Raw genomic sequence first — 26,408 nt, 5'->3', positions numbered from 1 at the left:
AACCGGACCCGAACCGCAGCAAGCTCCCCAGCCCTCATACCAACCAGCGAACTACCAGAGGCCCAACGTGACAAGGCCAGCTAACAAAGCCCTACTAGTGCGCCGTGCGGCCCGCGTACTGCCTGCAAGAACAGCATCGGCGAAGGGGCAGGGTATGGACGTGTTCTGCGGGATCGACTGGGCGGAGGGACATCACGACGTCGCGATCATCGGCCACACCGGCAAGCTGCTGGCCAAGTGCCGTATCAACGACGACCTGGACGGCTACCAGCTCCTGCTCGACCTCCTGGCCGAGCACGGCGACAATGCCGAGTCGCCGATCCCGGTAGCGATCGAGACCAGTCGCGGGCTGCTCGTCGCCACTCTGCGGACCGGCCCGCGGTAGATCTTCGCGGTCAACCCGATGGCCGCCTCCCGATACCGGGACCGGCACGGTGTGAGCCGCAAAAAGTCCGACCCGGGCGACGCTCTGGTCTTGGCGAACATCATCCGCACGCGGCGCAGCTGCCGACGTGGAAGCTCCGGCTGATGATGACCAACGCGGGCCGCAAGCGCGGCATCACCGAGGACGCGGGGCGGCTCTAGACCTTGTTCCGGCAGCTGCCCCTGGTCGAGGGGAGTTTGGTCCGTGACGGGTCCGGAAGAGTCGGCCGGGATCGGGAGATGGGTGGGAGGAACGGGGAGGAACGGTGTCAACCGTGAATCGCTTGAAGCGGGTCGAGCTGACGGCGCATGCCGGGCAAAAGCCCAGCTCAGGCGCCGTCTCTCGTGGGCTTAGAAGAGGCCGAGGCGCTTGGGCGAGTACGAGACCAGCATGTTCTTCGTCTGCTGGTAGTGCTCCAGCATCATCTTGTGGGTCTCGCGCCCGATGCCGGACTGCTTGTAGCCGCCAAAAGCAGCGTGGGCCGGGTAGGCGTGGTAGCAGTTCGTCCAGACCCGGCCCGCCTGGATCGCGCGGCCGGCGCGGTACGCCGTGTTGATGTCGCGGGTCCAGACGCCCGCGCCCAGGCCGTACGCCGTGTCGTTGGCGATGCGTACGGCGTCGTCGAAGTCCTGGAAGGAGGTCACCGACACCACCGGGCCGAAGATCTCCTCCTGGAAGATCCGCATGCGGTTGTCGCCCTCGAAGATGGTCGGCTGGACGTAGTAGCCACCGGCAAGATCGCCGCCGTGGTCGATGCGCGCGCCGCCCGTGAGGACCTTCGCGCCCTCCTGCCGGCCGATCTCCACGTACGACAGGACCTTCTTCAGCTGCTCCTCGGAGGCCTGCGCGCCGATCATCGTGTCCGTGTCCAACGGGTGCCCCGGCACGATCAGTTCGGTCCGGGCCACGGCCGCGTCGAGGAAGTCCCCGTACCGGCCCCGCTCGATCAGCGCGCGCGACGGGCTCGTGCACACCTCGCCCTGATTGAGCGCGAACATGGCGAAGCCCTCCAGGGCCTTGTCGCGTAGGTCGTCGTCCGTCGACCAGATGTCGTCGAAGAAGAGGTTCGGGCTCTTGCCGCCGAGTTCCAGGGTGACCGGCTTCAGGTGCTCGGCCGCGTACTGCATGATCAGCCGCCCGGTGGCGGTCTCGCCGGTGAAGGCGATCTTCGCCACGCGCGGGCTGGACGCGAGCGGTTTGCCGGCCTCCTCACCGAAGCCGTTGACGATGTTCACCACGCCCGCCGGGAGCAGGTCGGCCACCAGGCCCAGCCAGTAGTGCACCGACGCCGGGGTCTGCTCGGCGGGCTTCAGCACCACCGTGTTCCCGGCGGCCAGTGCCGGGGCCAGCTTCCACACCGCCATCAGGATCGGGAAGTTCCACGGGATGATCTGGCCGACCACGCCCAGCGGCTCGTGGAAGTGGTAGGCGACCGTGTCCTCGTCGATCTGGCTGAGCGCCCCCTCCTGCGCGCGCAGCGCCCCCGCGAAGTAGCGGAACTGGTCGATCGCGAGGGGGATGTCGGCGGCCAGCGTCTCGCGGATCGGCTTGCCGTTCTCCCAGCTCTCGGCGAGGGCGAGGGACTCCAGGTTCTGCTCCATCCGGTCCGCGATCCGCAGCAGGAGCGTCGACCGCTCGGTGATGGAGGTCCGCCCCCACGCGGGCGCGGCCGCGTGCGCCGCGTCCAGCGCCCGCTCCACGTCCTCGGCGCTGCCGCGCGCGACCTCGGTGAAGGGCTGCCCGTTGACGGGGGAGGGGTTGTCGAAGTACCGGCCGCGGGCGGCCTCGACGTACTCGCCGCCGATGAAGTGGTCGTAGCGGGACGCGTACGACATGAGCGACCCCTCGGTACCGGGCGCAGCGTAACGGGCCATGGTGTCCTCCCCTTTGCCGGGCGCCGGCCACCGTCGGACGGCGCTCGAACGGAGGCTAGGAGCCGGCAGGTTGCGGATACGTTGCACGCCGTCCACGACGCCGCGCCGCCACCGCCACACCGTCCCCTCGCGCACCGAGCTCACGGTCCAGGGCGCGTAGGCGGGCCAGCGCGGCCGACCGGTCCGCCGGCGGCAGCGCCGCCGCCAGAGCCCGCCACGCCTCCGGGTCGTCCGCGCCCCACGGGCTGCACACCCAGTCGGTCAGCAGCCCCGCATCGGCCCGGGCGATCACGGCCGCCCGCGCCTGGTCCTCGATCCGCCGGCGCAGCCGGACGATGCCGGGCGCCGTGGAGGCCGGCAGCAGCGGCCCGGGGTAGTGGTGGAGGGCCGCGGAGACCGCTCCGGCCGCCAACTGCCGGGTCAGGGCGGTGAAATCGGCGGCCAGCGGACCGGCCGCGCGGTAGGGGCGCGAGAGCGGCGCCCCGGGCCCGAGCAGGGCGCGCAGCCGGGACATCTCGGCGCGCAACGTCACCGGTGACACCGACTCGTCCTCGTACAGGGCGACCGCCAGCTCCTCGCCCGACAAGCCCTCGGGATGGTGCGCGAGCAGGGCCATGATCTCGCTGTGCCGCCGGCCGAGCCGGATCCTGCGCCCGCCCGTGACCAGGAGTGCCTCGTCCTGGCCGAGGGCCGTCAGGCTGTCCCCGGCGGCCCGCGGGCCGGGGGCGAGCAGCGTCAGCTGGGCCTCCGCCGCCCGGGCCACCGCCTGCACGAAGGCAAGGGAGTGGGGGTGGGCGAGGCCGTCGCCGCCGGTGATGTCCACCGCGCCCAGCACTCTGCCCGTCCGAGGATCCCGCACAGGGGCCGCCGCACAGGTCCACGGGTGCACCCGGCGGCTGAAGTGCTCGGCACCGAACACCTGCACCGGCTCGCCCACCGCGACCGCCGTACCCGGCGCGTTGGTGCCCATCGCCGTCTCCGCCCAGCGCGCACCCGGCACGAAACCGAGCCGCTCCGCCCGCCGCAGCGTGCCCGGTTCGCCCTCCACCCACAACAGGCTGCCGCGCGCGTCGCACACCGCCAGCAGATGCGCCCCGTGCGCGGCGAAGGCCCCGACGAGGTCCCGGAACAGCGGCATCGCCCGGGCCAGCGGGTGCTCCTCGCGGTACGACCGCAGCTCCGCCTCCGCCAGCTCCACCCGGGGCGCACACTCCGGGCTGAGCCGGGCCCGCGCACACCGCCGCCAGGACCGCGCGATGACCGCCCGGACCGGCGCCTCGACCCGCCCGTCCCGCGTGAACGCCGCATGGGCCCGCCGCAGTTCGCGCGTGCGCACGGCCGGATCGGCCCCGCCCGGCAACGCCACGGACGGATCGCCCATGTCACCCTCCCGTCGTGCCGCGGAACCCGGAGCGCTCCGGAGCGCTCCATCGTCGTACCGGCTGCGGACCCCGGCAAGCCGTACGCCGGCCACCGCCTCCCCGCCACCTCGGCCAACCCCTCGGGCCGCCGGGCCGGTCCTGCCGTACCGCGTCGGCCGGTTCTTGACGAAGCCTCACCCGGCGGGCCGGGCCTCCAGTGCCGAGGCCGGGTCCGGGGCCGAGGGGCCCGCCGGGACCCACCGGTCCGCCTCGCGGCGGTACGGCCACCAGCGCCCCTCCCGGCCCAGCCGGAGCTGGCGGCCGGTACCCGCCTCCGTCCAGCGGGCGCGGACCCGGCGGAGCACCGGCGCCTCCTCGTCCGCCCAGGCCGCGGCCAGGGCCGCCCGGGCACGGGCCAGCGTCGTCCGGTCCGGCGTCCAGTCCTCCTCCAGCGCCGCCAGGCCAGGGGCCGCACCGAAGCCCCAGGCGAGTACGGCCAGCCGCATGTCGGCCCGGCTGCGTCCGGTAGCCGCGGCCAGGCGGGAGCGGACCCGGACGTCATCGGCCTCGGCCGTGAGGCGTACGGCGTCTTCGGCAAGCGTGAGCGGGGCCGGCGCGGCGCGGTCGGCGTGGCCCGGAGCCAGCGCCTCCGCCAGCAGCCGGTACGCCTCGCTCGCGGCCGCCTGCGCCAGGAACTCCACCGCGTCCACGTCGAGTTCCGGTTCGGCTTCGCCCTCGGTGTCCAGGGTCGGCGGCTGCCCCGGCGCGTCCGGCGGCCGGGGCGGCGGGGGCAGCGGCGGCAGCAGTCCCTGCGCCTCGTACGCCTGCGCCGCCGGCACACCCGCGTCGGCGGCCGGCACCCGCGGGGCCGCCGCGCCCGCCGTGCTCCGCTCCTCCAGCTCGTCCACCAGCTCCCGCTCGTCCCGGCCGCGCAGGAGCAGCAGCACGAACGGGTCCTCGTCCAGCAGCCGGGCCACCTGGTAGCAGAGCGCGGCCGTGTGCGGGCAGTGGTCCCACTCGCCGCAGTCGCAGCGCGGATCGAGGTCCCCTATGTCGGGCAGCGGGTCCACCCCGGCGGCCGCCGCGTCCTCGGCCAGCTCCGGCGGCACCTCCCGGTCCAGCAGCGCCGCGATGTACCCCGACTCCGCGGCCGCCAGACCCAGCAGCCGGTCCCATTGCGCTTCCGTGAACTCCTGGACCAGCACGTCCGTGCGGTGCGCCGTGCCGTCCCGGTCGCGCACCACCGCGGTGAGCCCGCCGGGGCGCACCGAGACCGCGCCCACCGCGCCCGAGCGCGCGTACCGGCGTCCCTGCCGGACCTGCTGCCCGTCGAGCGCGCTGTCTTCCAGGGCGCGCAGCCAGGCGTGGCCCCACCAGGTGCGGGCGAAGGCGCGGCCCGGGGCGGGCGGGAGCGCGGGGAACGTCTTCTCGTGCCGCCCTTGCGGGTCGCGGGTGTTCATCGCTCACTCCCCGTGGGGCGCGCGGAGCGCCACGAGTTCGGCCAGTTCGGCATCGGTCAGTTCGGTCAGCGCGCCCTCGCCGCCCGCGAGGACGGAGTCGCGCCTTCAGGGACAGCAGGAACACGGGGACCTCGCCCGCCTGGAAACGGTCGACGAGCTCCTCCCGGCGCGGCACCGGCGTCCCGCCGTGCAGCAGCTGCGAGGTGATCCCGCGCGCGGCGAGGTGCTTCTCCAGGATCCTGGCCATCGCCACGTACTGGGTGAAGACGAGGACCGAACCGCCCTCCGCCAGGATCGTGTCGAGGAGTTCGTCGAGGAGCTCCAGCTTGCCGGAGCGGGCGCCGGCGCCGGCGGTCCGCCGGTCCCCGTGCTCCCCGGAGCCGTGCTCGCCGAGGAAGTGGGCCGGGTGGTTGCAGATCTGTTTGAGGGAGGTCAGCAGTTTGACCACCAGACCGCGCCGCTCCATCCCGTCCGCTTCGGAGATCGCGGCGAGGGTCTCGCGTACGACGGCCTCGTAGAGCGCGGTCTGTTCGCGGCTGAGGGACACGGTGTGGTCGGTCTCGGTCTTGGGCGGCAGCTCGGGTGCGATGCCGGGGTCGGACTTCTTGCGCCGGAGCAGGAACGGCCGTACGAGCGCGGACAGCCGGGCCGCGGCCTGCGGGTCGCGGCCGCTCTCGACGGGTTCGGCGTAGCGGGAGCGGAAGGTGCCGAGGCGGCCGAGGAGCCCGGGCGTGGTCCAGTCGAGGACGGCCCACAGTTCGGAGAGGTTGTTCTCGACGGGGGTGCCGGTCAGCGCGACGCGGGCGCGGGCCGGGAGGGTGCGCAGGGCTTTGGCCGTGGAGGAATGCGCGCCGAAACCGCCGGACCCGCCGGAACCGCCGGAACCGCCGGAACCGCCGGAACCGCCGGAACCGCCGGAACCGCCGGAACCGCCGGAACCGCCGGAACCGCCGGAACCGGCGGAATCGGTCAGGCCCGTGAGGCTGCGGCCGGGACCGTGGAAGCGGCGTACGGGGGTGCCGGGCGCGAACCTCTCGATCTCCCGCTGCCAGTTGCCCAGCAGCGAGGCCGGGCACACCACCAGGGTGGGCCCGGCGGTGGCGGGGTCCTCCCGGTTGCGGTGCAGGTGGAGCGCGATGAGGGTGACGGTCTTGCCGAGGCCCATGTCGTCGGCGAGACAGGCGCCGAGCCCGAGCGAGGTCATCCGGGCCAGCCAGCGCAGGCCGCGCAGCTGGTAGTCGCGCAGGGTGGCCCGCAGCTCGGGCGGTGCGGCGAGGTCGTCGTCGGCCGGTGGATCGGCGGTGAGCCGCGCACGCAGCCGCTCCAGCACACCGGTGGCCTCCACGTCGACCCGCTTGCCCCCGATCTCCGCCGACCCGGTGAGTACGGCGGCCAGCGCGTCCGCGGCCGCGACGTCGAGGTCCTGGTGGGCGCGGGCCCGGCGGGCTTCGGCGGGGTCGATCAGGACCCACTGGTCGCGCAGCCGGACCAGGGGCCGCTTCGCCTCGGCGAGGTGGTCCAGTTCGGCGCGGGTGAGGTCGCCCTGGTCGCCGAGGGCGTGGCGCCAGCTGAAGGAGAGCAGGGACCCGGGGGAGAGCAGACCGGAGGGGAGGCCGGCCCCCACGTGGTGAGGGGAGCCCGAGGGGTGGGGAGAGCCCGCGGGGTCGGGGGAGCCCACGACGGCGCGGGTGCGCAGGTCGCGGGCGAGCCCGCGCGGCCAGTGCACCGGGACCCCCTCGGCGGCCAGCGCGGCGGCGGCCTCGCCGAGCAGCTCCGTGACCTCCTCGTCGGCGAGCTCGACGGCGTCCGGCACGGCCGCGCCCAGCAGCGGGGTCAGCGCGGGCCACAGCCGGGCGGCGCGGCGCAGGGCGCGGAGGGCGTCCATCCGGGCGCCGGGCGGGAAGGCGGTCGCGGCGGCTCCGGATCCGGCCCAGACGTCTGCGGCATCGGCGACCAGGGCGGAGTCGGCCTGGCCGTGCATCTGGAGGACGGCACGGAAGGAGGGCCCGCCCGCTGCGGGGGCTCGACCGGCCCCGCCCTGGTCGCGGGCTTGGTCGGGGGTGTGACCGAGGCTCTGGTCGAGCTCGATCCGCAGGGAGATCCGTACCCCGGCGTCATGGCCGGCGGCCACCTCGGCGGCCCAGTCGCGCAGCTCGGGGTGGCGGCGCGGTGGCCGGGCGGCGAAGGCGGGCCCGCCGGCGGCCTCGGCGGCGGCGGGGGAGCGGGGGAGGGTGTCGGCGACGGCATCGAGGAAGGCACGCAGCAGCGGCTCCGGGGTGGGCAGCCGCGGCGGCCCGTCCACGTCCAGCGGGACGCAGTGGGCGCCGGGCGGCATGGCGGCGGCCAGTTCCCGGACCTCGTCGAGGTCGGCCGCCTCCAGCGGGCCGATCCGCCAGGCGTCGTGGCCGGCGGCGCTCAGCCCGGGCAGGAGCCGGCCCCGCGCGGCGAGCCGCAGGGCCAGCAGTGCGGCGGCGCCCCAGAACGCCGCCCCGGAGCCCTCGGTGTCGGCATCGGCTGCCGCCGCGGCCCGGGCGCGCGTGAGCAGGGGCAGGGCTTCGGCCACGGGCAGCACGAGCGCGGTCACGGGGGTCCGGCGCAGGTCGGGGGTGACGACGGTGAGTTCCTCGACGCCGACGCCGACGCCGAGGCCGGTGCAGATGCCGACGCCGTCGGCATCTGCACCGGCCTCGGCCCTGAGGCGGGCAGCGTCGACGGACTCACCGTCCACTGGCCAGAGGGCGATCCGGCCGGTGCGGGCCGGGTCGCCGGGGAGGAAGACGGCGGAGTGGCGGAAGAGGCCGGAGATCTCGGAGAGACGCACGCATTCCTCAAAGTTGACTACTGGGGGCGAGGCGGCCGAGAGTACCCCACCGCGGCGGCCCGGCGGCGGGGGCGGGCCGTGAACCGGCCGACTCCGAAGACCGTTGGGGTGTCGGGGAACGCGCGGTCGCGGCGGCACGTTGAGGGGGTAGTGGTCGACGGCAGAAGGAGGTGTCCGCGGATGTCCACGAGCGGAAAGGTCGCGGTTGCCGGAGTCGTGGCAGCCATCGTGTTGTTCTGGACCGTGGGGTTCTGGCCCGGTCTGCTGGTCCTGATCGGAGTGCCGGCCGTTGCCTACCTCCTGCTGGACTCCTCCCAGCGTCGTCGTCTGCGCGGCATGTCCAGGAAGCAGATCGGCCGCTGACGGCTGCACGGACAGCGTCTGCTCAGGGCGCGGGGGCCCGCCCGGGCACCCCATGGAGAGGCCGGGCTCCGGGTGCGGTGCGGAGCCCGGCAGGTGCGGCCGCGGGGCGGGAGTCTCGGTGCGGCCCGCCCCGGCGGCGGGATCCCGGGCGGCGGGATCAGGCGGCGTCGCTCGCGGTGGCCGACGCGAGGTCCGCTTCGAGCAGCATCTGCGAGGCGTGGTCCACGAGGTGCCGGAGCACCTGCAAGTAGGTCCCGTCGCCGCCCAGTTCGTCCAGGATGCGATGGGCCTCCGCGCGGAAGCCGTCGATCTCCGCCCGGTAGCGGTCGAGGGCGGCGGGCGCCCGCAGGAGGCTCGCGAGTTCCGTCCTGGCCGGAATCGAGCGCCCGGCCGCGGAGCACAGCCCCAGCATGTGCTCGCGGGAAGCGGGCGAGGCGTCCTCGATCACGGAGGCGAGGAGGTACGTCACCGTGCCGTTGAGCAGGTCCTCGTCGCGACCGGACAGGATGTCTTCCTGGTCGTTGAAAATCTGCCACAGGATGCCGAAGACATAGCCGAATTCACGCCACAGCTCCACCTTCTCCGCGGTGGCGCCCGAGAATATCGCGGCCATGGCCGTGATCATTCCGAAAGGTGCGCCGGATTTGCCGCGATACGTCTCGATCACCGATTTTCGCGAGGCGCTGCAGATGTCCCCGCACATGTCGTCGATCTGGCCGTCGACGCCGATGATCCACCCGTTCAGGATCTCCGTTATCAGCGCGCTGCGCGCCTCCTCCGGAAGTTCCTGCGACAGGACGATCTGAATGGGGAGCGCATTACCGGTGATGACGGAGGCGAGCAGTGCCTCGTTCTCGGTGAGCTCGCCGCAGATCGACGCGCCTCCCGCGTCGGCCAGGTCGTCGAGGTAGCAGGCCGAGGTCCACCACAGCAGGTGCACGGCGGACAGTGGGATGGCCGGCCCGGGATTTCCCGTCTCTATGGCGTGCGTGAGCAGGGGCAGCACCGAGAGGGGATGTCTCAGTTTCCTTTGCTCCAAGAGCTTGGCCACCGTGTTCCGTGTGGTGCCCGCCAGCGGACCGAGCCGCTTCAGGGCGGTTTCGATCTCCGCATCGATGTCTTGCGCGACTTCCCGGTGCAGGTCCAGGTACGACATGGAATTCAAGAGCGGCCTCCGTCGTGGAATGGGCTGAAAGGGTGAGCTGCGCGCCCTTTGAGCCGCGTGACGGGCCGATTCGATCATTCCGGAGGGAGGGGATCCAGAGCGATTTTCGGCCCGCCTGGCCGAATCTTTTCGATCATGGGTTATTGCTGCCGGTGGCGCCGGGCCGCCCGGCGTCGGCGAACTGCCCGGTAATGGCCGTGGATCAAGGTCGTCGCCCATTTCGTCCACCGCGGTTCACCCCGTGGCCCGAACTCGGCCGTGTACCCCTTCGGGTCGGGGACCGGTTCCGTCCACCACGTCCGGTCCCACCAGGTGGACATCCGGACCGCTTCAGGCCGGTCGGACCGCGACCCGGTCCAGCGCCGTCAGCAGCTCCGGCAGGCCGGGATCCCCCTCTCGGGGGACGGCGAGCACCTCGCTCGGCTCCTCGTCCAGCAGGACGAAGGCCGCATCGCCGGTCCGTCCCACCAGCGACCAGCCCGGCCCGTCCACCCGCAGGGTCCGCGCCCCCTCGCCGGCGAAGGAGGACCGCACCCGGCCCGGCGGCGGCGGTGTCCGCGTGTACTCCAGGGCCTCCTCCAGCGCCCGGGCGAGCCCGGGGTGCGCGGCGGCGGCCGCCCCGCCGTCCGTGGCCTCGCGCTCGCGCCAGTCCGACCACTCCCGCGCGATCTGGTCCGCGCCCATCCGGCGCTGCACCGGCCCCCACGCCTCTGCGGAGGGCGGCGCCAGCGGTACCCGCCCCGTGCCGTCCGCACCCTGCTCCGGATCGTGCGGCTCGGGGATCCCGGCCGCCGCCACCGACAGCTCCAGCGGCCAGCCCGCCAGCGAGACCACGATCGACCGCTCGTCGGGGGACAGGTCGTACTCCATCCCGCAGTCCCAGGAGGCGATGGCCGTGGCCACGAGCGAGACGTCGTCCACGACGACCGTCCAGCGCGCGCCCTCCTCGTCCTGGCCGAGCACCAGCCCGTACCCGTCCCCGCCCGGGGGCACGCCCAGCAGGGAACAGGCCTCGGGGAAGTCGTCGCCCAGGATGCTGGGGAACTGCGCGGGCGTCAGCAGTACGGCGGTCAGCACGTACAGGGAGCCGCCACCCTCGTCGTCGGACACCTGGCCTCCTGGTAGCTCTTTCGTCGGCGCACCTTAACCAGCGGGTAACCCATGCGTCGAGAGCTGGCGGGCGTCGATTTCCAAGGCTGCTACCTGCACGTAGAGTTGGGAGCCCGCCACAGAAAGGGACACCCGGTGCAGCGTTACGACCGGCTGAGGGAAATCCTCCGTCTCGACCCCGACAAGGACTTCCTCGCCATCTATCGGCTCACCGCCACCTACGAGTTCCCCTGGGACTTCACCCGGGCCCTGGAACTCGCCCTCTTCCGGACATATGCCGTGCCCAGCATCGGCGGTCTGCTGGCCGAGACCGCCGAGTTCACCGACCGGACTCAGAAGCGGTACGACGACACGGCGCTGCTCCTCGACGCGGTCGTCGAGCACGGCTTCGAGAGCGACACCGCGCGCACCGCGATCCGCCGCGTCAACCAGATGCACCGCAGCTACGACATCTCCAACGAGGACATGCGGTACGTCCTGTCCACCTTCGTGGTGATTCCGGCGCGCTGGCTCGACGCCTACGGCTGGCGCGCGCTCACCCACCACGAGCGCCGGGCCTGCGCGAACTACTACGCCACCCTCGGCCGCCACATGGGCATCACGGACATCCCGGACTCCTACGAGGAGTTCAAGGATGCCCTGAACACCTACGAGGAGGCCCACTTCGGCTGGGACGAGGGGGCCCGCAAGGTCGCCGACTCCACGCTCGACCTGATGGCCTCCTGGTACCCGGCCCCGCTCGCCCCCGCCGTGCGCCGCGCGAGCCTCGCCCTCCTCGACGAGCCGCTGCTGGGCGCCTTCCGGTACGAGGCCCCGCGCCCCCGGGTCCGGCGGCTGGTCCACGGAGCCCTGCGGCTGCGCGGGCGCGCGGTGCGACTGCTGCCGCCGCGCCGGGAGCCGCACTACGCCCGCCAGAACCCGGAGATCAAGGGCTACCCCGATGGCTACGACGTCGGTGAGCTCGGGACGTTCCCGGTGCCGGGCTCGGGCGGCTGCCCCGTTCCGCACCCCCGCCGGCCCGCCGGAGCGGAGGCACAGCCTCCGGCCTGATCCCGGGGGCGTCCGCGGATCCCGGGCGCGGAGGCGACGTACGAACGCATGTCACGGGTGGTGTACGGCCAGCACCAGGAAGCGGTCGTCCTCGTCGGCGTACGAGGTCATCTCCCAGCCCGAACCCGCGAGCAGTGGGCCGAGGTTGTGCTCGGCCCGCATGTCCTCCGGGGTCAGCTCGCGGCCGTGGCGCGCGGCGAGGGCCGCTCGCCCGATCGGGTGAAAGAGTGCGAGCCGGCCGCCGGGGCGCACCACCCGGGCGAGCTCGCGCAGGTTCGCCCCGGGGTCGGGCAGGTGGGCGATGAGCCCGGCGGCGAACACCGCGTCCAGCACCCCGTCGCGCAGCGGCAGCCGGGCCACGTCGGCGAGCAGAAGGGCGCCCTCGGCGCCCCGCCCGGCCCGTTGCGCGGCGGCCAGCATCTGCGGGGTGAGATCGACGCCGAGCACCGTTCCGGCGGGTCCCACGGCGGCCCGCAGCGCGGTCATGGCCCGGCCGGTGCCACAGCCCGCGTCGAGCACGCGGTCCCCGGGCCGCAGCCCGAACTCGGCCACGGCGGTGGTGAACGCGGGCCCGTCGCCGGGGAACTTGCGGTCCCAGTCGGCGGCGCGCGCCCCGAAGAACTCCTGCACGTGCGTGTGGTCTTCGCTCATGCGCCCATGATCCCGCACCGGCGTGCGCCCGCGTGCCTGCGGACCGTGCGCAAGGTGGCACGTGGTGTGATCGAAGATGAACGTAGCTCTGTCATATTCCAGCAGTTACAGCGTCTTTCGAAATGCGTCCCCTGTTCGCGCTCTCACCCGGACTAGCGTCCGGTGGCCATGGGACACCTGGGACATCTGGACCACGCCGCCTACGGGTGGCTCACACCCGTGCTGTCATACGTGATGGCATCGATCGGCGCCGCCCTCGGGCTGCGCTGCACCGTCCGCGCGCTCGCCGCCACCGGCGCCTCCCGCCGCAACTGGCTCCTCACCGCGGCCTCCGCCATCGGCACCGGCATCTGGACGATGCACTTCGTCGCGATGCTCGGCTTCGAGGTCAACGGCACCGAGATCCACTACAACGTGCCGCTCACCATCCTCAGCCTGCTCGTCGCCATGCTGGTCGTCGGCGCCGGGGTCTTCGCCGTCGGCTACGGCAAGGAGCGCGGCCGTTCGCTCGTCCTGGGGGGTCTCACCACCGGACTGGGCGTCGCCAGCATGCACTACCTGGGCATGGCGGCCCTGCGGCTGCACGGCGAGGTCTCCTACGATCCGCTCACCGTGGCCCTCTCCGTGGCCATCGCCGTGATCGCGGCGACCGCCGCACTGTGGGCCGCGCTCAACATCAAGTCACCGGTGGCCGTCGCCGTCGCCTCGCTCGTCATGGGCGCCGCGGTCAGCAGCATGCACTACACCGGGATGATGGCCGTCGCGGTCGGCGTCAGCCCCTCGGACGCGGCCCTGCCCGGCGCCACGGCCATGCAGTTCATCTTCCCGCTCGCCGTCGGCCTGGGCTCCTACCTGTTCATCACCGCCGCCTTCGTCGCGCTCTCCCCGACGGCCGACGAACGGGCCGCTTCCGCTTCGGCCGCCCAGCATCTCGGGGAGCGCACCGTGACCGCCCACTGAGCCGGCCGGGCTCCCGCCTCCCGCCCCCCTCACGGCCGCGGGCCCCGGTCCGCGGGCCCCACCGCCGCTTCAGCCGCACCGAACCACCGTCGTCGCCACCACCACCAGTGCCACCGCCGTCACCGTCGCCGCACCCGCAGGCACCGCCCGGAACGAGGAGCCCATGCGAACACCCCGCAGAAAACCGGAAGCAGCGGCGCCGCGGCTGCCCGCGCCCCCGGCACGCGGCCGCCGGGCCCACGCCGGACCGCCGGCCGAGGAAACGGCGGAAGACCAGCTCCACCAGCCCCTTCCGGGTGCCCAGGCCGCCCCGCGCGAACGCGGCTTCCGGCTGCGGCTGCGCCCCGCCACCGTCCGCGCGAAGATCGTCTCGCTGCTGATGGTCCCGGTCGTCTCGCTCCTCGCCCTCTGGGCCTTCGCCACCGTCACCACCGCCCAGGACGTCGCCCGCCTCAGCCGCATCCACCAAGCCGACGCGGAGATACGCACGCCCGTCGCCGCCGCCGTCACCGAACTCCAGGCCGAGCGGCGGGCCGCCGTCCGGCTCCTCGCCGACCCCGCCGCCGACCCGGGCGCCCTGGACCAGCAGGCCCGCCGTACCGACAGCGCCGTCCGGCGGCTGCGGCTCGGCGACCGCCACACCGTCGCCGACTCCGGCGACTACCGCTCCGACATCGTGGTCCGCCTGGGTGAGTTCGTCGTCGCCGCCGAGGCCCTGGGATCGGCCCGCAAGGACATCACCGACCGCCGCGCCACCCCCGAGGCGGCCTACGAGATCTACACCCGCGTGGTCGACTCCGCCTTCGCCGTGGGCGGCGCCCTGACCGGCGGCGAGGACGCCGAACTCGGCCCGGACGCCCGGGTCCTGCTCGAATTCGCCCGCGCCGGGGAACTCCTGTCGCGGGAGGACGCCCTGCTCGCCGTGCCGGGCCCGCGCAGCGCCGAAACGCTTCGACTGCTGACCGGCGCCATCGAGACCCGCCGCGCCCTCACCGACTCCGCGGCCCGTGACCTCCCCGCCGCCCAGCAGGCCGCATGGGAGTCCGTGGCCAAGAGCGCCGCCTACGCCGACCTCACCGGCGCCGAGGACCGGGCCCTGGCCGCCGGCACCTCCAAGGACACCCGGGGGGCGCCCGCCGGCTGGGAGGCCGCCCAAACCGGAATCGGTGCCTCGATGCGGGAGATCGAGGAGGCCGCGCACGCCGCTGCCGCCGACCGGGCCGACCCGCTCGCCGAAGGGGCGCTCAGCCCGGCCGGCGCCGCCGTTCTACTGGGCCTGGCAGCCGTCGCCGCCTCGCTCGTGATCTCCGTGCGGATCGGCCGCGCACTGGTCGTGGAACTCGTCTCGTTGCGCAACACCGCCCTGGAGATCGCCCACCGCAAACTCCCGCAGGCGATGGAACGGCTGCGCGCCGGCGAGGACATCGACGTCACCGCCGAGACCCCGCCCGGGCCGCCCGCCGACGACGAGATCACCCAGGTCGGCGCGGCGCTCGGCACCGTCCACCGGGCCGCGCTCAGCGCCGCCGTCGAGCGGGCGGAGCTGGCCAGCGGGGTCTCCGGCGTCTTCGTCAACCTCGCCCGCCGCAGCCAGGTCCTCGTGCACAAGCAGCTCACCCTGCTCGACTCGATGGAACGGCGCGCCGACGACCCGAACGAGCTCGGCGACCTCTTCCGCCTCGACCACCTCACCACCCGGATGCGTCGGCACGCCGAAAGTCTGATCATCCTGTCGGGCGCGGCCCCGGGCCGCGCCTGGCGGATGCCCGTCCCCCTCACGAACGTCGTACGGGCCGCGGTCTCCGAGATCGAGGAGTACCCGCGCATCGAGGTCCGCCAGCTCGCCGAGGCCGCCGTTGTCGGGGGCGCCGTCGCCGACCTCACCCACCTGCTCGCCGAACTCATCGAGAACGCCGCGCAGTTCTCCCCTCCGCACACCAAGGTCCGGGTCAGCGGCGAACCCGTCGGCGCCGGCTACGTCCTGGAGGTCGAGGACCGCGGGCTCGGCATGGGCCGCGAATCCCTCGGCGACGCCAACCGGCGAATCGAGCAGTCCGAGGCGCTCGACCTCTTCGACAGCGACAGGCTCGGGCTCTTCGTGGTCAGCCGCCTCGCCGCCCGCCACGGAGTGAAGGTGCACCTGCGGACGTCGCCCTACGGCGGCACCACCGCGGTGGTGCTGCTGCCGAACTCGATGCTCCAGGGCGCCCTGACGGTCGGCGCCCCGGGCTCCGTCGCCCCCGCTTCCGGTCCCGGTCCCGGTCCCGGTCCCGGCCCCGGTCACGAGCGGCCGGCCGCGGCAGCGCCACCGGAGTCGCCGGCGCAGGCGGAGGCGCCGCCCGCCATGACCGTCGTACGGGAGGAGGCGCGCGGCTCGGCGGTACGGGAGGACCCGCGCGGCATCCCGGCCCCGGAGCGGGCCCCCGCACCCGAGGAGCCGCGCCCGGCCCCGGTGGCATCGCTGCGGCCGCGCGGTCCCGGCGGCGCGGCAGCCAGTACCCAAGCGGCGTCGACCCCCTCTGCCCGCTCGGGCCCGGCGGGCCCGTCGGCCCAGCCGGCCCGGTCGGCCTCGGTGACGGAACTGCCGCGGCGGGTGCGCCAGGCCAGCCTCGTCCCGCAACTCCGTGAGGCACCCGCCCCGAAGGCCCCCGCCGGGGTCCGCCTCCCCGAGGACCCGCCGGGCCGCAGCCCGGAGCAGGCCCGGGACCGGATGGCGGCGTACCGGGCCGGCTGGGTCCGCGGCGCCCAGGAGAACTCCCCCCACGCAGGCAGCGAAGGAGAAGTGTGATGATCGAACACCAGAGGATCGACCTCGACGGCGTGCGCAGGTCCGGCGAACTGGACTGGCTGCTGGACGACATGGTGCGCCGGGTCCGAGAGGTGCGGCACGCCGTGGTCCTCTCCAACGACGGGCTGGCGGTCGGCTCTTCCAGCGCCCTCAGCCGGGAGGACGCCGAGCACCTGGCGGCGGTGGCCTCCGGCTTTCACAGCCTGGCCAAGGGCGCGGGCCGGCACTTCCACGCCGGGGGCGTGCGCCAGACGATGGTCGAGATGGACGAGGGCTTCCTCTTCGTCGCGGCCGCCGGTGACGGCTCCTGCCTCGCCGTGCTCAGCGCCGCCAGTGCCGACATCGGCCTCATCGCCTACGAGATGGCCCGGCTGGTGAAGCGGGTCGGCGAGCACCTCTACACGCCGCCCCGGTTCGCGGCGCGGCCGCCGGCCGCCGGCTGAGGGCGGCGGTCCGGGGCATGAACGGCCAGTGGTACGACGCCGACGCGGGCCCGCTCGTCCGCCCGTACGCCATGACCGGGGGGCGTACGAAGCCGGGACCCCACGGGGTGCGCTTCGACCTGATCGCCCTGGTCGTGGTGGACCCGGAGGGCACGGACGAGGCGGCCGAGTCGTTGCTCGGCCCCGAACACCGGGCGTTGCTCGGACTCTGCCGGTCCGAGACCCAGTCGGTGGCGGAGCTCGCCGCCGACGCCGACCTGCCCGTGGGGGTGGTGCGGGTCCTCCTCGGGGACCTGCTGGAGGGCGGGCACGTCAAGGTGAGCCGGCCGGTGCCGCCCGCGCAGCTGCCGGACGAGCGGATTCTGCGTGAAGTCATCGAGGGATTGCGAGCGCTTTGATGGGACAGCATGACAACGGACCTGCCGGAACGGGTCCGCGCCCGGACGTCGATGTGGACGTGGACGTGGACGGGGACGTGGACCTGGACCTGGATCCCGACCCCGGAGAGGACGCCGAACTGGCCTCGCTCGCGCTGAAGATCCTCGTGGCCGGCGGCTTCGGCGTCGGCAAGACCACGCTGGTGGGTGCGGTGAGCGAGATCCGGCCGCTGCGCACGGAGGAGCTGCTGAGCGAGGCGGGCGAACTGGTCGACGACACGGGCGGCGTGGCCCAGAAGACGACGACGACCGTGGCCATGGACTTCGGGCGGATCACCATCCGGTCCGGGCTGTCGCTGTACCTGTTCGGCACCCCGGGGCAGGACCGGTTCTGGTTCCTGTGGGACGAGTTGTCGCAGGGTGCGCTCGGCGCGGTGGTGCTCGCCGACACGCGGCGGCTGGAGGACTGCTTTCCGGCGGTGGACTACTTCGAGCACCGGCGCATCCCCTTCGTGGTGGCCGTCAACTGCTTCACGGACGCGCGGCGGTACGGGGTGCACGACGTGTCGCGGGCGCTGGACCTGGACCATGGGACGCCGGTGGTGCTGTGCGACGCGCGGGACAAGGACTCGGGGAAGGAAGTGCTGATCAGGCTGGTCGAGTACGCCGGGCGGGTGCACACCGCCCGGCTGCTCGACTCGGTGGAGCCGCAGGCCGATTCCGTGTGAACGCGCGCGGCTCCACCGACCGGTCAGTCCGCGATGCCGGCGAGGGCGATCACCTTGTCGATCGGGACCCGGACGAGGAGTTCGCTCGGGACGGCATTGCGGCGGCCGAAGGACTCGGCGCGCTCTTCGCCCATGTAGCGGGCGCCGATGCGCGTCGCCCAGGTGAGCAGCTCCTCGGCGTCGTCGGCGTATCCGCTGATCTCGGCGCGGCCCTGGAGCACGACGTACGAGAAGGGCGGCTGGTCGTCGTCCACGCAGAGCGCGACCCGGCCGTCACGGGCCAGGTTGCGCCCCTTGACGGTGTCCTTGCCGGTGTTGAACACGAAGGAATCTCCGTCGAGTACGAACCAGATGGGAGCGATGTGCGGGCTCCCGTCCTCGCGGACGGTGGAGAGCTTTCCGGTGCGGGTGGAGTGGGAGACGAATGCACGCCATTCCTCTTGAGTCATCTTCTTCGCCATGGGGACATCCTCCTTGCCCGAAAGGCGCTGGTGGGGAAGGCTTGCGGCACGAGTGCGAGGGGTGGGGCGCGGGCCGGGTCGGCCACGTCAACGGGAGGGGCTGGGAATGGCACTGGACAAGCAACTGGACTGGCTGCTGGACGACCTGACGCGCAGGGTCCAGCAGGTGCGGCACGCGGTGGTGCTGTCCAACGACGGCCTGGTGACGGGGGCGAGCGCGGGACTGGCGCGGGAGGACGCCGAGCACCTGGCGGCCGTCGCGGCCGGTCTGCAGAGCCTGGCGAAGGGGTCCGGGCGGCACTTCAGGGCCGGCGAGGTCCGCCAGACGATGATCGAGTACGACGAGGGGGTCCTCTTCGTCATGGCGGCGGGCGCGGGCAGCTGCCTGTGCGTGCTGAGCGCGGCCGAGGCGGACATCGGCCAGGTCGCGTACGAGATGACGCTGCTGGTCAACCGGGTGGGCGAGCATCTGGGCGTCGCGGAACGGCGCATCACCGGCGGCTGACGCCGCGACCGACTCGGCAGCCGGCTCAGGCGGCTGACTCCGGCGGCGGCGGGGGCGCTCCGGAGAGTTATCCACAGGCGGCGCGGCTGTCGTCGCGCTGGGTTACGGTCTTCACACAGAGTAATCACTGCTCGTGGGGGAGGACCGTGATGATGCAGATGGGGACCGCGCTGCGGGACGTCGAAGTGGCCGTGTGTACGGGGCGGGACGCGGCTGCCGGAGGCGGCGGCGGTGACACCGAAGTGCTGGTGGGCGGCGTGCAGGCCGCAGGGGAACTGGGGCTGACCCGCGGCGAGTTCGCCCGGGCGGTCCAGCTGGGGATGGTGCGGTCGGCGCGGCCGACCGCGGGCGGGGCCGCGCGCTACGCACGGGCGGAGCTGGACCGGGCCAGGTCGGCCGCGGGCGGAGCGGACGCACTGCGCGAGCGGGTCGAGGCCGTGGCCGGAGCGGAGGCAGGGGCCGGGGTGCTGGGGATCGGCCCGAGCCGGTTCACCCGCCTCGCGCGCTGCGGGCACGTCACCCCGGTCGGATACCGGATCAACCGGTACCGGGCCGTGGTGTGGCTCTATCTGGCCGAGGAACTACGGGCGTTCGCGGCGCGTGAGCCCGGGATGCTGCGCGGGACCGCGCCCGAGGCCGACCGGGAGCTGATGGCGGCCAAGGAGGACCTGCGCCCGCGCAGGTGGCGCGGGCGGCACGTCGGGCTGCTGCTGAGACGTACCGCCGACCCCTGGGAGCGCGCTGCCGTACTGGCCTCCGTACTCCCGGAGGAGGAGCTGCGGGCTGCCGTGCCCGATCCGGGGGAGCGGATCGTCCTGGCCGCGCTCGCACCGCCCCCGCCCTACGGGCATCCGCAGGTCCCGGCGTCCGCGGCGGTGGCGCTGCGGCTGCTGAAGGCGGGGCCGCCGGAGGAGGTGCACTGGTACCGCACCAGCCTGGACTTCGCCCTGACGGGGGCGCGGGGTCAGTCGAAGTCGACGGGGGAGAGCGGGCCGACGTAGACCCAGGCCCCGGCCTCGCGCGAGAAGCTGCTGTGCTCGTGCAGCGAGCCGGTGTGCCTGCCCTCGCGGTAGTGGGCGCGGAACTCCACCGAGCCCTCCGTCTCGAACATCCCGCCGCGCTCGGTGGCGAGGATCTCCAGCCGCTCCCAGCGCTGCCCGGGGTCCAGATCGAGATGGGCGGGACGGGTCGAGGGGTGCCAGGAGCGCAGCAGGTAGGCAATGTCGCCGACGGCGAAGGCGCTGAACCTGGAGCGCATGAGGCGCTCGGCGGTGGGTGCCTGCTGGGCACCGGAGTGGAAGCGGCCGCAGCACTCCGGGTACGCGGCGGGCAGCCCGCAGGGGCAGGGGACGGCGGGGGTGGGCATGGGCGTGCTCAGCTCTTCGGGGCGGGCTCGGACGGCCGGGCCGGATCGGCCGGCTTGGCGGGGTACGGACGGAAGAGGCCCTCCTGGACCACGGAGACCAGCAGCCTGCCCTCAACGTCGTAGATGCGGCCCCGGGCGAGACCGCGGCCGCCGTGCGCGATGGGCGACTCCTGGTCGTACAGGAACCACTCGTCCGCCCGGAACGGCCGGTGGAACCACATGGCGTGGTCGAGCGAGGCCATGTCGAAACCGCGCATCCCCCACAGGGGCTCCACGGGGATGCGCACGGCATCGAGGAGGGTCATGTCACTGGCGTAGGTCAGGGCGCAGGTGTGCACGAGCGGGTCGTCGCCCAGCGGGCCGACCGCGCGCATCCACACCGCGCTGCGGGGGTCGGCGCCCTTGAGCTCCTCCGGAGTCCAGCGGAGCCGGTTCACGTACCGGATGTCGAAGGGCTGGCGGCGGGCCATCCGCTCCAGTGCCTCCGGCAGCGCCCCGAGGTGCTCGCGGATCTCGTCCGCGACCTTGGGGAGCGTGTCCGGGTGGGGGTAGTGATGAGGAGGCAGCTGGTGCTCGATGCTGCCCTCCTCCGGATGATGGAAGGAGGCGGTGAGATTGAAGATCGTCTTGCCCTGCTGGACTGCGGTGACCCGGCGCGTGGTGAAGGAACGCCCGTCGCGCACCCGCTCCACCTGGTACACGATCGGCACCCCGGGGATGCCGGGGCGCAGGAAGTACGCGTGCAGCGAGTGGACCGGGCGGTCGCTCTCGACGGTGCGGCCCGCAGCCACCAGCGCCTGGCCGGCGACCTGGCCGCCGAAGACGCGCTGGAGGGACTCCTGGGGGCTGGCGCCGCGGAAGATGTTGACCTCGATCTGCTCCAGATCGAGCAGATCGACCAGTCTCTCGGCGGGGTTCGTCATCAGAGGATCTCCACTGTCGGGTCCGGGCGGGGGTCGGGGCGGGTCGGCGGAATGCCGGAGCGGGTCAGAGGGCGCCGAGCTCGCCGACCGAGGTGACCCGGATGACGGCCCGGCCCTCCTCGTCGGAGGCCGCGAGGTCGACCTCGGCGCTGATGCCCCAGCCATGGTCGCCGTTGGGGTCGGCGAAGGTCTGGCGGACGCGCCACAGGCCGTGCGCCGCGTCCTCCTCGATCTGCAGCAGCTTGGGGCCGCGCGCGTCGGGACCGGTGCCCAGGTCGTCGTACTCGTCCCAGTACCCGTCCATGGCCTCGCCCCAGGCGTCGGCGTCCCAGCCGGACTCGGCGTCCAGCTCGCCCAGCACGTTGACGTGGTCGAGGGCGGCCAGCTCCACCCGGCGGAACATCGCGTTGCGGACCAGGACGCGGAAGGCGCGCGCGTTCGCGGTGACCGGCTTGACCTGGTCGGCCTTCTCCTGGGCCTGCTCCGCCGTCTCCACCTCCGGGTTCGCCAGCTGCTCCCACTCGTCGAGCAGGCTGGAGTCGACCTGGCGGACCAGTTCGCCGAGCCATTCGATCAGGTCCTGGAGGTCCTCGGACTTGAGGTCGTCGGGGATGGTGTGGTCGAGCGCCTTGAAGGCGCTCGCCAGGTAGCGCAGCACGATGCCCTCGGTGCGGGCCAGCTCGTAGAAGGAGGTGAACTCGGTGAAGGTCATCGCGCGTTCGTACATGTCGCGGATGATCGACTTCGGGGAGACGGGGTGGTCGCGCACCCACGGGTGGCTCTTGGCGTACACCTCGTAGGCGTGGAGGAGCAGCTCTTCGAGCGGCTTGGGATAGGTGACGTCCTGGAGCCGCTCCATCCGCTCCTCGTACTCGATGCCGTCGGCCTTCATCTGGCCGACCTGGATGCCGCGTTCCTTGTTCTGCTGCGCGGCCAGGATCTGGCGCGGGTCGTCCAGCGTGGACTCCACGACGGACACCATGTCCAGCGCGTACGAGGGGGACTCCGGGTCCAGCAGGTCGAAGGAGGCCAGCGCGAAGGTGGACAGCGGCTGGTTGAGCGCGAAGTCCTGCTGGAGGTCGACGGTGAGCCGGATGGTGCGGCCCTCGGCGTCCGGGGTGTCGAGCTTCTCGACGACACCGCCGTCCAGCAGCGAGCGGTAGATCGCGATGGCCCGGCGGATGTGCCGGATCTGCGCCTTGCGGGGCTCGTGGTTGTCCTCGAGGAGGTGCCGCATCGCCTTGAAGGCATCGCCCGGCCGGGCGATGACCGACAGCAGCATGATGTTGGTGACCTTGAAGCGCGAGGTCAGCGGCTCCGGGTCGGCGGCGATGAGCTTCTCGAAGGTGGTGTCCGACCAGGCGACGAAGCCCTCCGGGGCCTTCTTGCGCACCACCTTGCGGCGCTTCTTCGGGTCGTCGCCCGCCTTCGCGAGGGCCTTCTCGTTCTCGATGACGTGCTCGGGCGCCTGCGCGACCACGTAGCCCGCCGTGTCGAAGCCGGCCCGGCCGGCGCGGCCGGCGATCTGGTGGAACTCACGGGCGCGCAGCGTCCGGACCCGGTTGCCGTCGTACTTGGTGAGCGCGGTGAACAGCACCGTACGGATCGGGACGTTGACGCCGACCCCGAGGGTGTCCGTACCGCAGATGACCTTCAGCAGACCGGCCTGGGCGAGCTTCTCCACCAGGCGGCGGTACTTGGGCAGCATGCCGGCGTGGTGCACGCCGATCCCGTGCCGGACGTAGCGGGAGAGGTTCTGGCCGAACTTGGTGGTGAAGCGGAAATTGCCGATCAGATCCTGGATCTTGTCCTTCTCCTCGCGGGTGCACATGTTGATGCTCATGAGCGACTGCGCCCGCTCGACCGCCTGGGCCTGGGTGAAGTGCACGATGTAGACGGGAGCCTGCCGGGTCTCCAGCAGCTCGGTGATCGTGTCGGTGATCGGCGTGGTGACGTACTCGTAGGACAGCGGGACGGGCCGGGTCGCGGAGCGGACCACGGAGGTGGGCCGGCCGGTGCGCCGGGTCAGGTCCTCCTCGAACCGCTTCATGTCGCCGAGCGTCGCCGACATCAGGACGAACTGCGCCTGCGGCAGCTCCAGCAGCGGGATCTGCCAGGCCCAGCCGCGGTCCGGCTCGGCATAGAAGTGGAACTCGTCCATCACGACCTGGCCGATGTCGGCGTGCTTGCCGTCGCGCAGGGCGATGGAGGCCAGCACCTCGGCGGTGCAGCAGATCACCGGGGCGTCCGCGTTCACGGAGGCGTCGCCGGTCAGCATGCCGACGTTCTCGGTGCCGAAGAGCTTGCACAGGTCGAAGAACTTCTCCGACACCAGGGCCTTGATCGGGGCGGTGTAGAAGGTGACCTTGTCCTGGGCCAGGGCCGTGAAGTGCGCGCCGGCCGCGACGAGGCTCTTGCCGGAGCCGGTCGGGGTGGACAGGATCACGTTCGCCCCGGAGACGACCTCGATCAGCGCCTCCTCCTGAGCCGGGTACAGGGTGATGCCCTGGTCCTCCGCCCACGAGGAGAAAGCCTCGAAGAGGGCGTCGGGGTCGGCGTTCGGCGGGAGCTGATCAATGAGGGTCACACCCCCCATCTTGCCTGGCTTCCCCCCGGATCAGGGAACCGGCGGACGGGAGGAAGATCACCGACGGTACGCTGTGCCGTCGATGAGGCCCGAACGAAACAGTCGACGGGGCCCGACCACAACTCCAGCGGGGCGGGAAACGACCATGATGGGTCCGGCGCACTCACTGTCCGGTGCAGCGGCCTGGCTGGGGGTGGGCGCGGCGACCGCGGCAGCCGGACACCCCATGCCGTGGCCGGTCCTCGTCGTCGGCGCGCTCATCTGCGCCGGGGCGGCCCTGGCCCCCGACCTCGACCACAAGTCGGCGACGATCTCACGCGCCTTCGGCCCCCTCTCCAAGGGGCTGTGCGAGGTGGTCGACAAGATCTCCTACGCCGTCTACAAGTCCACCCGCTCCAAGAAGGACGCCCGCCGCACCGGCGGCCACCGCACACTGACGCACACGTGGCTCTGGGCCGTCCTGATCGGCGGCGGCGCCTCCGTGCTCGCCGTCACCGCCGACCGCTGGGGCGTGCTCGCCCTGCTCTTCGTGCACCTGGTGCTGGCGGTCGAAGGCCTGCTGTGGCGGGCGGCCCGGATGTCCAGCGACGTCCTGGTCTGGCTGCTCGGCGCGACCAGCGCGTGGATCCTGGCCGGGGTGCTCGACCAGCCCGGCAACGGCGCGAACTGGCTGTTCACCGGACCGGGCCAGGAGTACCTCTGGCTCGGCCTGCCGATCGTGCTCGGCGCCCTGGTCCACGACATCGGCGACGCGCTGACCGTCTCCGGCTGTCCGGTCCTGTGGCCCCTCCCGATCGCCGGCAAGCGCTGGTACCCGATCGGGCCGCCGAAGATGATGCGCTTCCGCGCCGGCAGCTGGGTGGAGCTCAAGGTCCTCATGCCGGTCTTCGTCCTGCTGGGCGGCTTCGGCGGCGCCTCGGCCCTCGGGTTCATCTAGACCCGCCCTCCGGCCGGCGCCGGCGGCTCCCTAAATCACTGGCGCGCCTAGGGCGGCGACGGGATGATCCGAAGCGTCCGCGACGCCGCCCAGTGAGGGAGCTGTGATGACCGTTGTCGCGTCCGAGGCCGCCGGATCCGGGCCGGAGGTCCGCGTGGCGGGCGGAGCGCTGCGCGGCACCCGCGAGGAGGGGGTGGCGGTCTTCCGCGGCATCCCCTTCGCCGAGCCGCCGGTCGGCCCGCTGCGGTTCGCCGCGCCGGGGCCCGTACGGGGATGGGACGGCGTACGGCCGGCCGTGTCGTACGGGCCGCCGCCACCACAGGGCGGCCACTTCGGCATGGACGCGCTGGCACGGGACGCGGCGGGTGACGACTGGCTCACGGTCAACGTGTGGTCGCCCGAGCCGGGCCCGGGCGCGGGGCTGCCCGTGATGGTGTGGATCCAGGGCGGCGCGTACTCGATCGGCATGTCGGGCCTTCCCGAGTACGACGGGGGCCGCCTGGCGCGCGACGGCGCTGTCGTCGTGGTGACGTTCAACTATCGCGTCGGCCTGGAGGGGTTCGGGCAGATCGAGGGGGCGCCCGCCAACCGGGGCCTGCTGGACCAGGTCGCCGCCCTGGAATGGGTGCGCGACAACATCCGAGCCTTCGGCGGTGACCCGGGCCGCGTCACGGTCTTCGGCCAGTCGGCGGGCGCCGGATCGGTCGCCGCGCTGTCGGCGGTGCCGCGTGCGGCCGGCCTCTTCCGCCGCGCCGTCGCGCAGAGCGTGCAGGGCACCTTCTTCTCGCCGGAACTCGCCGCCGACATCGCCGCCGCCTGCGCCGCCGAGCTGGGACTGCGCCCCACGCTCACCGACCTGTCCGCCGTGGACCCCGCCCGGCTGTCCGCCGCCGGTGACGCGGTCGGCGCCAAGATGGACCAGTGGGCCGATCGCTGGGGCCCGGTCGCGCACCGGGCGGTCCCGTTCTCGCCGGTCGTCGGAGACGAAACCCTGCCGGTCACGCCGTGGCAGGCCCTGGCCGACGGCGCCGGCCGGGACGTCGACCTCCTCGTCGGCCACACCCGCGACGAGACACGGCTGCTCACCGCCCTCGACGGACTGCTCGGCCGGGTCACCGCGGAGCAGGCGGAGACCGCCCTGCGCGTCTTCGGCCCCGGCCGGGACGCCGCACGCCGCTACCGCGAGGCCTTTCCGGCCGCGGACCCGGACGCGCTGTACGAGCTCGTCGGCTCCGACTGGCTGTTCCGCATGCCGTCCCTCCACCTCGCCCAGGCCCAGACCGCCGCCGGCGGCCGGGCCCACGTCTACGAGCTGACCTGGTCGGCCCCGGGCATGGGCGGCGTCCTCGGCGCCTGCCACGCCCTCGACGTGCCGCTGGTCTTCGGCAACCTGGACCGCGGCCAGCCCGCGGCGCTGATCGGCGAGGGCCCGTTCCCGGAGGCGGAGGAGCTGTCCGCGCGCATGCGGGCCGCCTGGACGGCGTTCGCCGCCCACGGCGACCCCGGCTGGCCCGCCTACGACGCCGGGCAGCGCCTCGTGCGGCTCTTCGGTACCCGGCCGGACCTGGCCGCCTACCCGGAGGAGGCCTCCCGCCGGATCTGGCAGAACCACGACTTCCCCGCCCTGCCGCTGCTCGGCCCCTAGTCCGCCAGGCCGCCACGCCACGACCGTTCCTGCTGGTCAGCGGCGTGCCTTGGTCTTTCAGCTGATCGAATTCAGCGCCCATGGTCGGGAAAGCGCATTGTGCGCAGGGGTGTTGACGGATTGGGTTGCCAGGGTCAGGACGCCGGGGGAAGCCTCCTCGCCCGGGGCCCTTACACCCCGCGGGGCTACTACCGGGCGGCCGGCCGCAACGCGCGCGCCTTCACCGCCGACGGCTACCTCCGCACGGGCGACCTCGCGCGGCGCACCCCCGATGGCAACCTCGTGGTGACCGGCCGCCTCCAGGACGTCCGGCGGCGGGCCGACCACGAGGAGCCGTCGAACCACGAGGAGCCGTCCGACCACGAGGAGCCGTCCGGCCCGTGACGGACCGGACGGCCGCGGAACCGCC

The 26,408-nt window shown here is 73.3% G+C and carries 23 protein-coding genes and 1 pseudogene; 13 read left to right on the top strand and 11 right to left on the bottom strand.

Annotated elements, in window-relative coordinates; all coding sequences use genetic code 11:
• Positions 1-154 precede the first annotated feature (154 nt).
• Positions 155-514: pseudogene (locus IF88_RS0109165) on the top strand (IS110 family transposase); the annotation flags it as partial.
• 260 nt (positions 515-774) lie between these two features.
• Here IF88_RS0109165 and IF88_RS0109160 read toward each other — a convergent pair.
• From IF88_RS0109160 to IF88_RS43290, 4 genes are all read right to left on the bottom strand, one after another.
• On the bottom strand, positions 775-2,298 hold the full coding sequence (locus IF88_RS0109160) for an aldehyde dehydrogenase family protein (protein WP_030709121.1): 1,524 nt from the start codon (positions 2,296-2,298) through the stop codon (positions 775-777).
• Between the two features lie 55 nt (positions 2,299-2,353).
• Entirely contained in the window at positions 2,354-3,679 is a 1,326-nt protein-coding gene (locus tag IF88_RS0109155) for a helix-turn-helix domain-containing protein (protein ID WP_030709120.1), read from the bottom strand.
• A gap of 174 nt (positions 3,680-3,853) precedes the next feature.
• Positions 3,854-4,165, bottom strand: coding sequence for a hypothetical protein (locus IF88_RS49570; protein ID WP_420710925.1), 312 nt, complete (start codon positions 4,163-4,165; stop codon positions 3,854-3,856).
• 52 nt (positions 4,166-4,217) lie between these two features.
• Positions 4,218-7,940 carry a DEAD/DEAH box helicase gene (locus tag IF88_RS43290; RefSeq protein ID WP_420710924.1) on the bottom strand — a complete coding sequence of 1,241 codons (3,723 nt, stop codon included), beginning with the start codon at positions 7,938-7,940 and terminating at the stop codon, positions 4,218-4,220.
• A 180-nt stretch (positions 7,941-8,120) separates the two neighbouring features.
• On the opposite strand from IF88_RS43290, the gene IF88_RS47205 reads away from it, so the two are divergent.
• The gene (locus IF88_RS47205; protein WP_199808044.1) at positions 8,121-8,303 is read left to right on the top strand and encodes a hypothetical protein; all 183 of its coding nucleotides are present in this window, start codon (positions 8,121-8,123) and stop codon (positions 8,301-8,303) included.
• Positions 8,304-8,460: 157 nt separating this feature from the next.
• Here the strand turns inward: IF88_RS47205 and IF88_RS0109140 are convergent, their stop codons facing one another.
• Together IF88_RS0109140 and IF88_RS0109135 are read right to left on the bottom strand one after the other, a co-directional pair.
• A complete protein-coding gene (locus IF88_RS0109140; RefSeq protein WP_037805597.1) occupies positions 8,461-9,459 on the bottom strand; it encodes a polyprenyl synthetase family protein in 999 nt (332 codons plus the stop codon).
• Between the two features lie 339 nt (positions 9,460-9,798).
• Complete coding sequence (locus IF88_RS0109135; protein WP_030709112.1) at positions 9,799-10,578, bottom strand: hypothetical protein; 780 nt, start codon at positions 10,576-10,578, stop codon at positions 9,799-9,801.
• A gap of 135 nt (positions 10,579-10,713) precedes the next feature.
• On the opposite strand from IF88_RS0109135, the gene IF88_RS0109130 reads away from it, so the two are divergent.
• Positions 10,714-11,628, top strand: a complete 915-nt coding sequence (locus IF88_RS0109130; protein WP_030709110.1) for an oxygenase MpaB family protein — start codon at positions 10,714-10,716, stop codon at positions 11,626-11,628.
• Positions 11,629-11,679: 51 nt separating this feature from the next.
• Here IF88_RS0109130 and IF88_RS0109125 read toward each other — a convergent pair whose 3' ends face one another.
• Positions 11,680-12,279 (bottom strand): class I SAM-dependent methyltransferase, encoded by a 600-nt coding sequence (locus tag IF88_RS0109125; protein WP_030709108.1) that lies wholly within the window; start codon positions 12,277-12,279, stop codon positions 11,680-11,682.
• Positions 12,280-12,456: 177 nt separating this feature from the next.
• Between IF88_RS0109125 and IF88_RS0109120 the strand changes: the two genes are divergently transcribed.
• The 5 genes from IF88_RS0109120 to IF88_RS0109100 all read left to right on the top strand — a co-directional run bounded on the left by IF88_RS0109120 (position 12,457) and on the right by IF88_RS0109100 (position 17,575).
• Complete coding sequence (locus IF88_RS0109120) at positions 12,457-13,239, top strand: MHYT domain-containing protein (protein WP_030709106.1); 783 nt, start codon at positions 12,457-12,459, stop codon at positions 13,237-13,239.
• A gap of 163 nt (positions 13,240-13,402) precedes the next feature.
• The gene (locus IF88_RS0109115) at positions 13,403-16,027 is read left to right on the top strand and encodes an ATP-binding protein (protein WP_030709104.1); all 2,625 of its coding nucleotides are present in this window, start codon (positions 13,403-13,405) and stop codon (positions 16,025-16,027) included.
• Positions 16,027-16,470 carry a roadblock/LC7 domain-containing protein gene (locus tag IF88_RS0109110; protein WP_030709102.1) on the top strand — a complete coding sequence of 148 codons (444 nt, stop codon included), beginning with the start codon at positions 16,027-16,029 and terminating at the stop codon, positions 16,468-16,470. The genes IF88_RS0109115 and IF88_RS0109110 overlap by 1 nt, the downstream gene beginning before the upstream one ends.
• 17 nt (positions 16,471-16,487) lie before the next feature.
• Positions 16,488-16,868, top strand: a complete 381-nt coding sequence (locus IF88_RS0109105; protein WP_030709100.1) for a DUF742 domain-containing protein — start codon at positions 16,488-16,490, stop codon at positions 16,866-16,868.
• Complete coding sequence (locus IF88_RS0109100) at positions 16,868-17,575, top strand: GTP-binding protein (protein ID WP_234323463.1); 708 nt, start codon at positions 16,868-16,870, stop codon at positions 17,573-17,575. Before IF88_RS0109105 ends, IF88_RS0109100 begins: the two co-directional genes overlap by 1 nt.
• Before the next feature lie 23 nt (positions 17,576-17,598).
• Here IF88_RS0109100 and IF88_RS0109095 read toward each other — a convergent pair whose 3' ends face one another.
• Complete coding sequence (locus IF88_RS0109095; RefSeq protein WP_030709097.1) at positions 17,599-18,036, bottom strand: PPOX class F420-dependent oxidoreductase; 438 nt, start codon at positions 18,034-18,036, stop codon at positions 17,599-17,601.
• A 106-nt stretch (positions 18,037-18,142) separates the two neighbouring features.
• Between IF88_RS0109095 and IF88_RS0109090 the strand changes: the two genes are divergently transcribed.
• The gene (locus IF88_RS0109090; protein ID WP_030709095.1) at positions 18,143-18,541 is read left to right on the top strand and encodes a roadblock/LC7 domain-containing protein; all 399 of its coding nucleotides are present in this window, start codon (positions 18,143-18,145) and stop codon (positions 18,539-18,541) included.
• Between the two features lie 149 nt (positions 18,542-18,690).
• A complete protein-coding gene (locus tag IF88_RS0109085) occupies positions 18,691-19,542 on the top strand; it encodes a DUF6397 family protein (RefSeq protein WP_051836636.1) in 852 nt (283 codons plus the stop codon).
• Here IF88_RS0109085 and IF88_RS0109080 read toward each other — a convergent pair.
• The 3 genes from IF88_RS0109080 to IF88_RS0109070 all read right to left on the bottom strand — a co-directional run bounded on the left by IF88_RS0109080 (position 19,506) and on the right by IF88_RS0109070 (position 23,417).
• Positions 19,506-19,907 (bottom strand): YchJ family protein, encoded by a 402-nt coding sequence (locus IF88_RS0109080; protein ID WP_030709091.1) that lies wholly within the window; start codon positions 19,905-19,907, stop codon positions 19,506-19,508. The two genes, IF88_RS0109085 and IF88_RS0109080, sit on opposite strands and share 37 nt — an antisense overlap.
• An 8-nt stretch (positions 19,908-19,915) precedes the next feature.
• Positions 19,916-20,830, bottom strand: a complete 915-nt coding sequence (locus tag IF88_RS0109075) for an acyl-CoA thioesterase (protein WP_030709086.1) — start codon at positions 20,828-20,830, stop codon at positions 19,916-19,918.
• Between the two features lie 64 nt (positions 20,831-20,894).
• Positions 20,895-23,417 (bottom strand): DEAD/DEAH box helicase, encoded by a 2,523-nt coding sequence (locus tag IF88_RS0109070; RefSeq protein WP_030709083.1) that lies wholly within the window; start codon positions 23,415-23,417, stop codon positions 20,895-20,897.
• Positions 23,418-23,562: 145 nt separating this feature from the next.
• On the opposite strand from IF88_RS0109070, the gene IF88_RS0109065 reads away from it, so the two are divergent.
• From IF88_RS0109065 to IF88_RS0109055, 3 genes are all read left to right on the top strand, one after another.
• Positions 23,563-24,354 (top strand): metal-dependent hydrolase, encoded by a 792-nt coding sequence (locus tag IF88_RS0109065; protein ID WP_030709081.1) that lies wholly within the window; start codon positions 23,563-23,565, stop codon positions 24,352-24,354.
• Positions 24,355-24,460: 106 nt separating this feature from the next.
• Positions 24,461-25,999, top strand: a complete 1,539-nt coding sequence (locus tag IF88_RS0109060; RefSeq protein WP_030709079.1) for a carboxylesterase/lipase family protein — start codon at positions 24,461-24,463, stop codon at positions 25,997-25,999.
• Between the two features lie 120 nt (positions 26,000-26,119).
• Positions 26,120-26,383, top strand: a complete 264-nt coding sequence (locus IF88_RS0109055; protein ID WP_030709077.1) for an AMP-binding protein — start codon at positions 26,120-26,122, stop codon at positions 26,381-26,383.
• Positions 26,384-26,408 lie beyond the last annotated feature (25 nt).

This window comes from Streptomyces sp. NRRL F-2580 (genome assembly GCF_000720115.1).
GTDB lineage: Bacteria > Actinomycetota > Actinomycetes > Streptomycetales > Streptomycetaceae > Streptomyces.
The sequence above is the reverse complement of the archived record's forward strand: the minus strand, read 5'-3'. Positions and strand labels throughout refer to the sequence as shown.

What these genes read in the sequence shown, in the direction of transcription:
- IF88_RS0109140 (WP_037805597.1), bottom strand. Translation starts at nt 9,459, where the DNA reads ATGTCGTACCTGGACCTGCACCGGGAAGTCGCGCAAGACATCGATGCG.
- IF88_RS0109105 (WP_030709100.1), top strand. Translation starts at nt 16,488, where the DNA reads ATGAACGGCCAGTGGTACGACGCCGACGCGGGCCCGCTCGTCCGCCCG.
- IF88_RS49570 (WP_420710925.1), bottom strand. Translation starts at nt 4,165, where the DNA reads ATGCGGCTGGCCGTACTCGCCTGGGGCTTCGGTGCGGCCCCTGGCCTG.
- IF88_RS0109115 (WP_030709104.1), top strand. Translation starts at nt 13,403, where the DNA reads ATGCGAACACCCCGCAGAAAACCGGAAGCAGCGGCGCCGCGGCTGCCC.
- IF88_RS0109080 (WP_030709091.1), bottom strand. Translation starts at nt 19,907, where the DNA reads ATGCCCACCCCCGCCGTCCCCTGCCCCTGCGGGCTGCCCGCCGCGTAC.
- IF88_RS0109075 (WP_030709086.1), bottom strand. Translation starts at nt 20,830, where the DNA reads ATGACGAACCCCGCCGAGAGACTGGTCGATCTGCTCGATCTGGAGCAG.
- IF88_RS0109100 (WP_234323463.1), top strand. Translation starts at nt 16,868, where the DNA reads ATGGGACAGCATGACAACGGACCTGCCGGAACGGGTCCGCGCCCGGAC.
- IF88_RS0109085 (WP_051836636.1), top strand. Translation starts at nt 18,691, where the DNA reads ATGATGCAGATGGGGACCGCGCTGCGGGACGTCGAAGTGGCCGTGTGT.
- IF88_RS0109060 (WP_030709079.1), top strand. Translation starts at nt 24,461, where the DNA reads ATGACCGTTGTCGCGTCCGAGGCCGCCGGATCCGGGCCGGAGGTCCGC.
- IF88_RS0109065 (WP_030709081.1), top strand. Translation starts at nt 23,563, where the DNA reads ATGATGGGTCCGGCGCACTCACTGTCCGGTGCAGCGGCCTGGCTGGGG.
- IF88_RS0109155 (WP_030709120.1), bottom strand. Translation starts at nt 3,679, where the DNA reads ATGGGCGATCCGTCCGTGGCGTTGCCGGGCGGGGCCGATCCGGCCGTG.
- IF88_RS47205 (WP_199808044.1), top strand. Translation starts at nt 8,121, where the DNA reads ATGTCCACGAGCGGAAAGGTCGCGGTTGCCGGAGTCGTGGCAGCCATC.
- IF88_RS0109110 (WP_030709102.1), top strand. Translation starts at nt 16,027, where the DNA reads ATGATCGAACACCAGAGGATCGACCTCGACGGCGTGCGCAGGTCCGGC.
- IF88_RS0109160 (WP_030709121.1), bottom strand. Translation starts at nt 2,298, where the DNA reads ATGGCCCGTTACGCTGCGCCCGGTACCGAGGGGTCGCTCATGTCGTAC.
- IF88_RS0109125 (WP_030709108.1), bottom strand. Translation starts at nt 12,279, where the DNA reads ATGAGCGAAGACCACACGCACGTGCAGGAGTTCTTCGGGGCGCGCGCC.
- IF88_RS0109095 (WP_030709097.1), bottom strand. Translation starts at nt 18,036, where the DNA reads ATGGCGAAGAAGATGACTCAAGAGGAATGGCGTGCATTCGTCTCCCAC.
- IF88_RS0109090 (WP_030709095.1), top strand. Translation starts at nt 18,143, where the DNA reads ATGGCACTGGACAAGCAACTGGACTGGCTGCTGGACGACCTGACGCGC.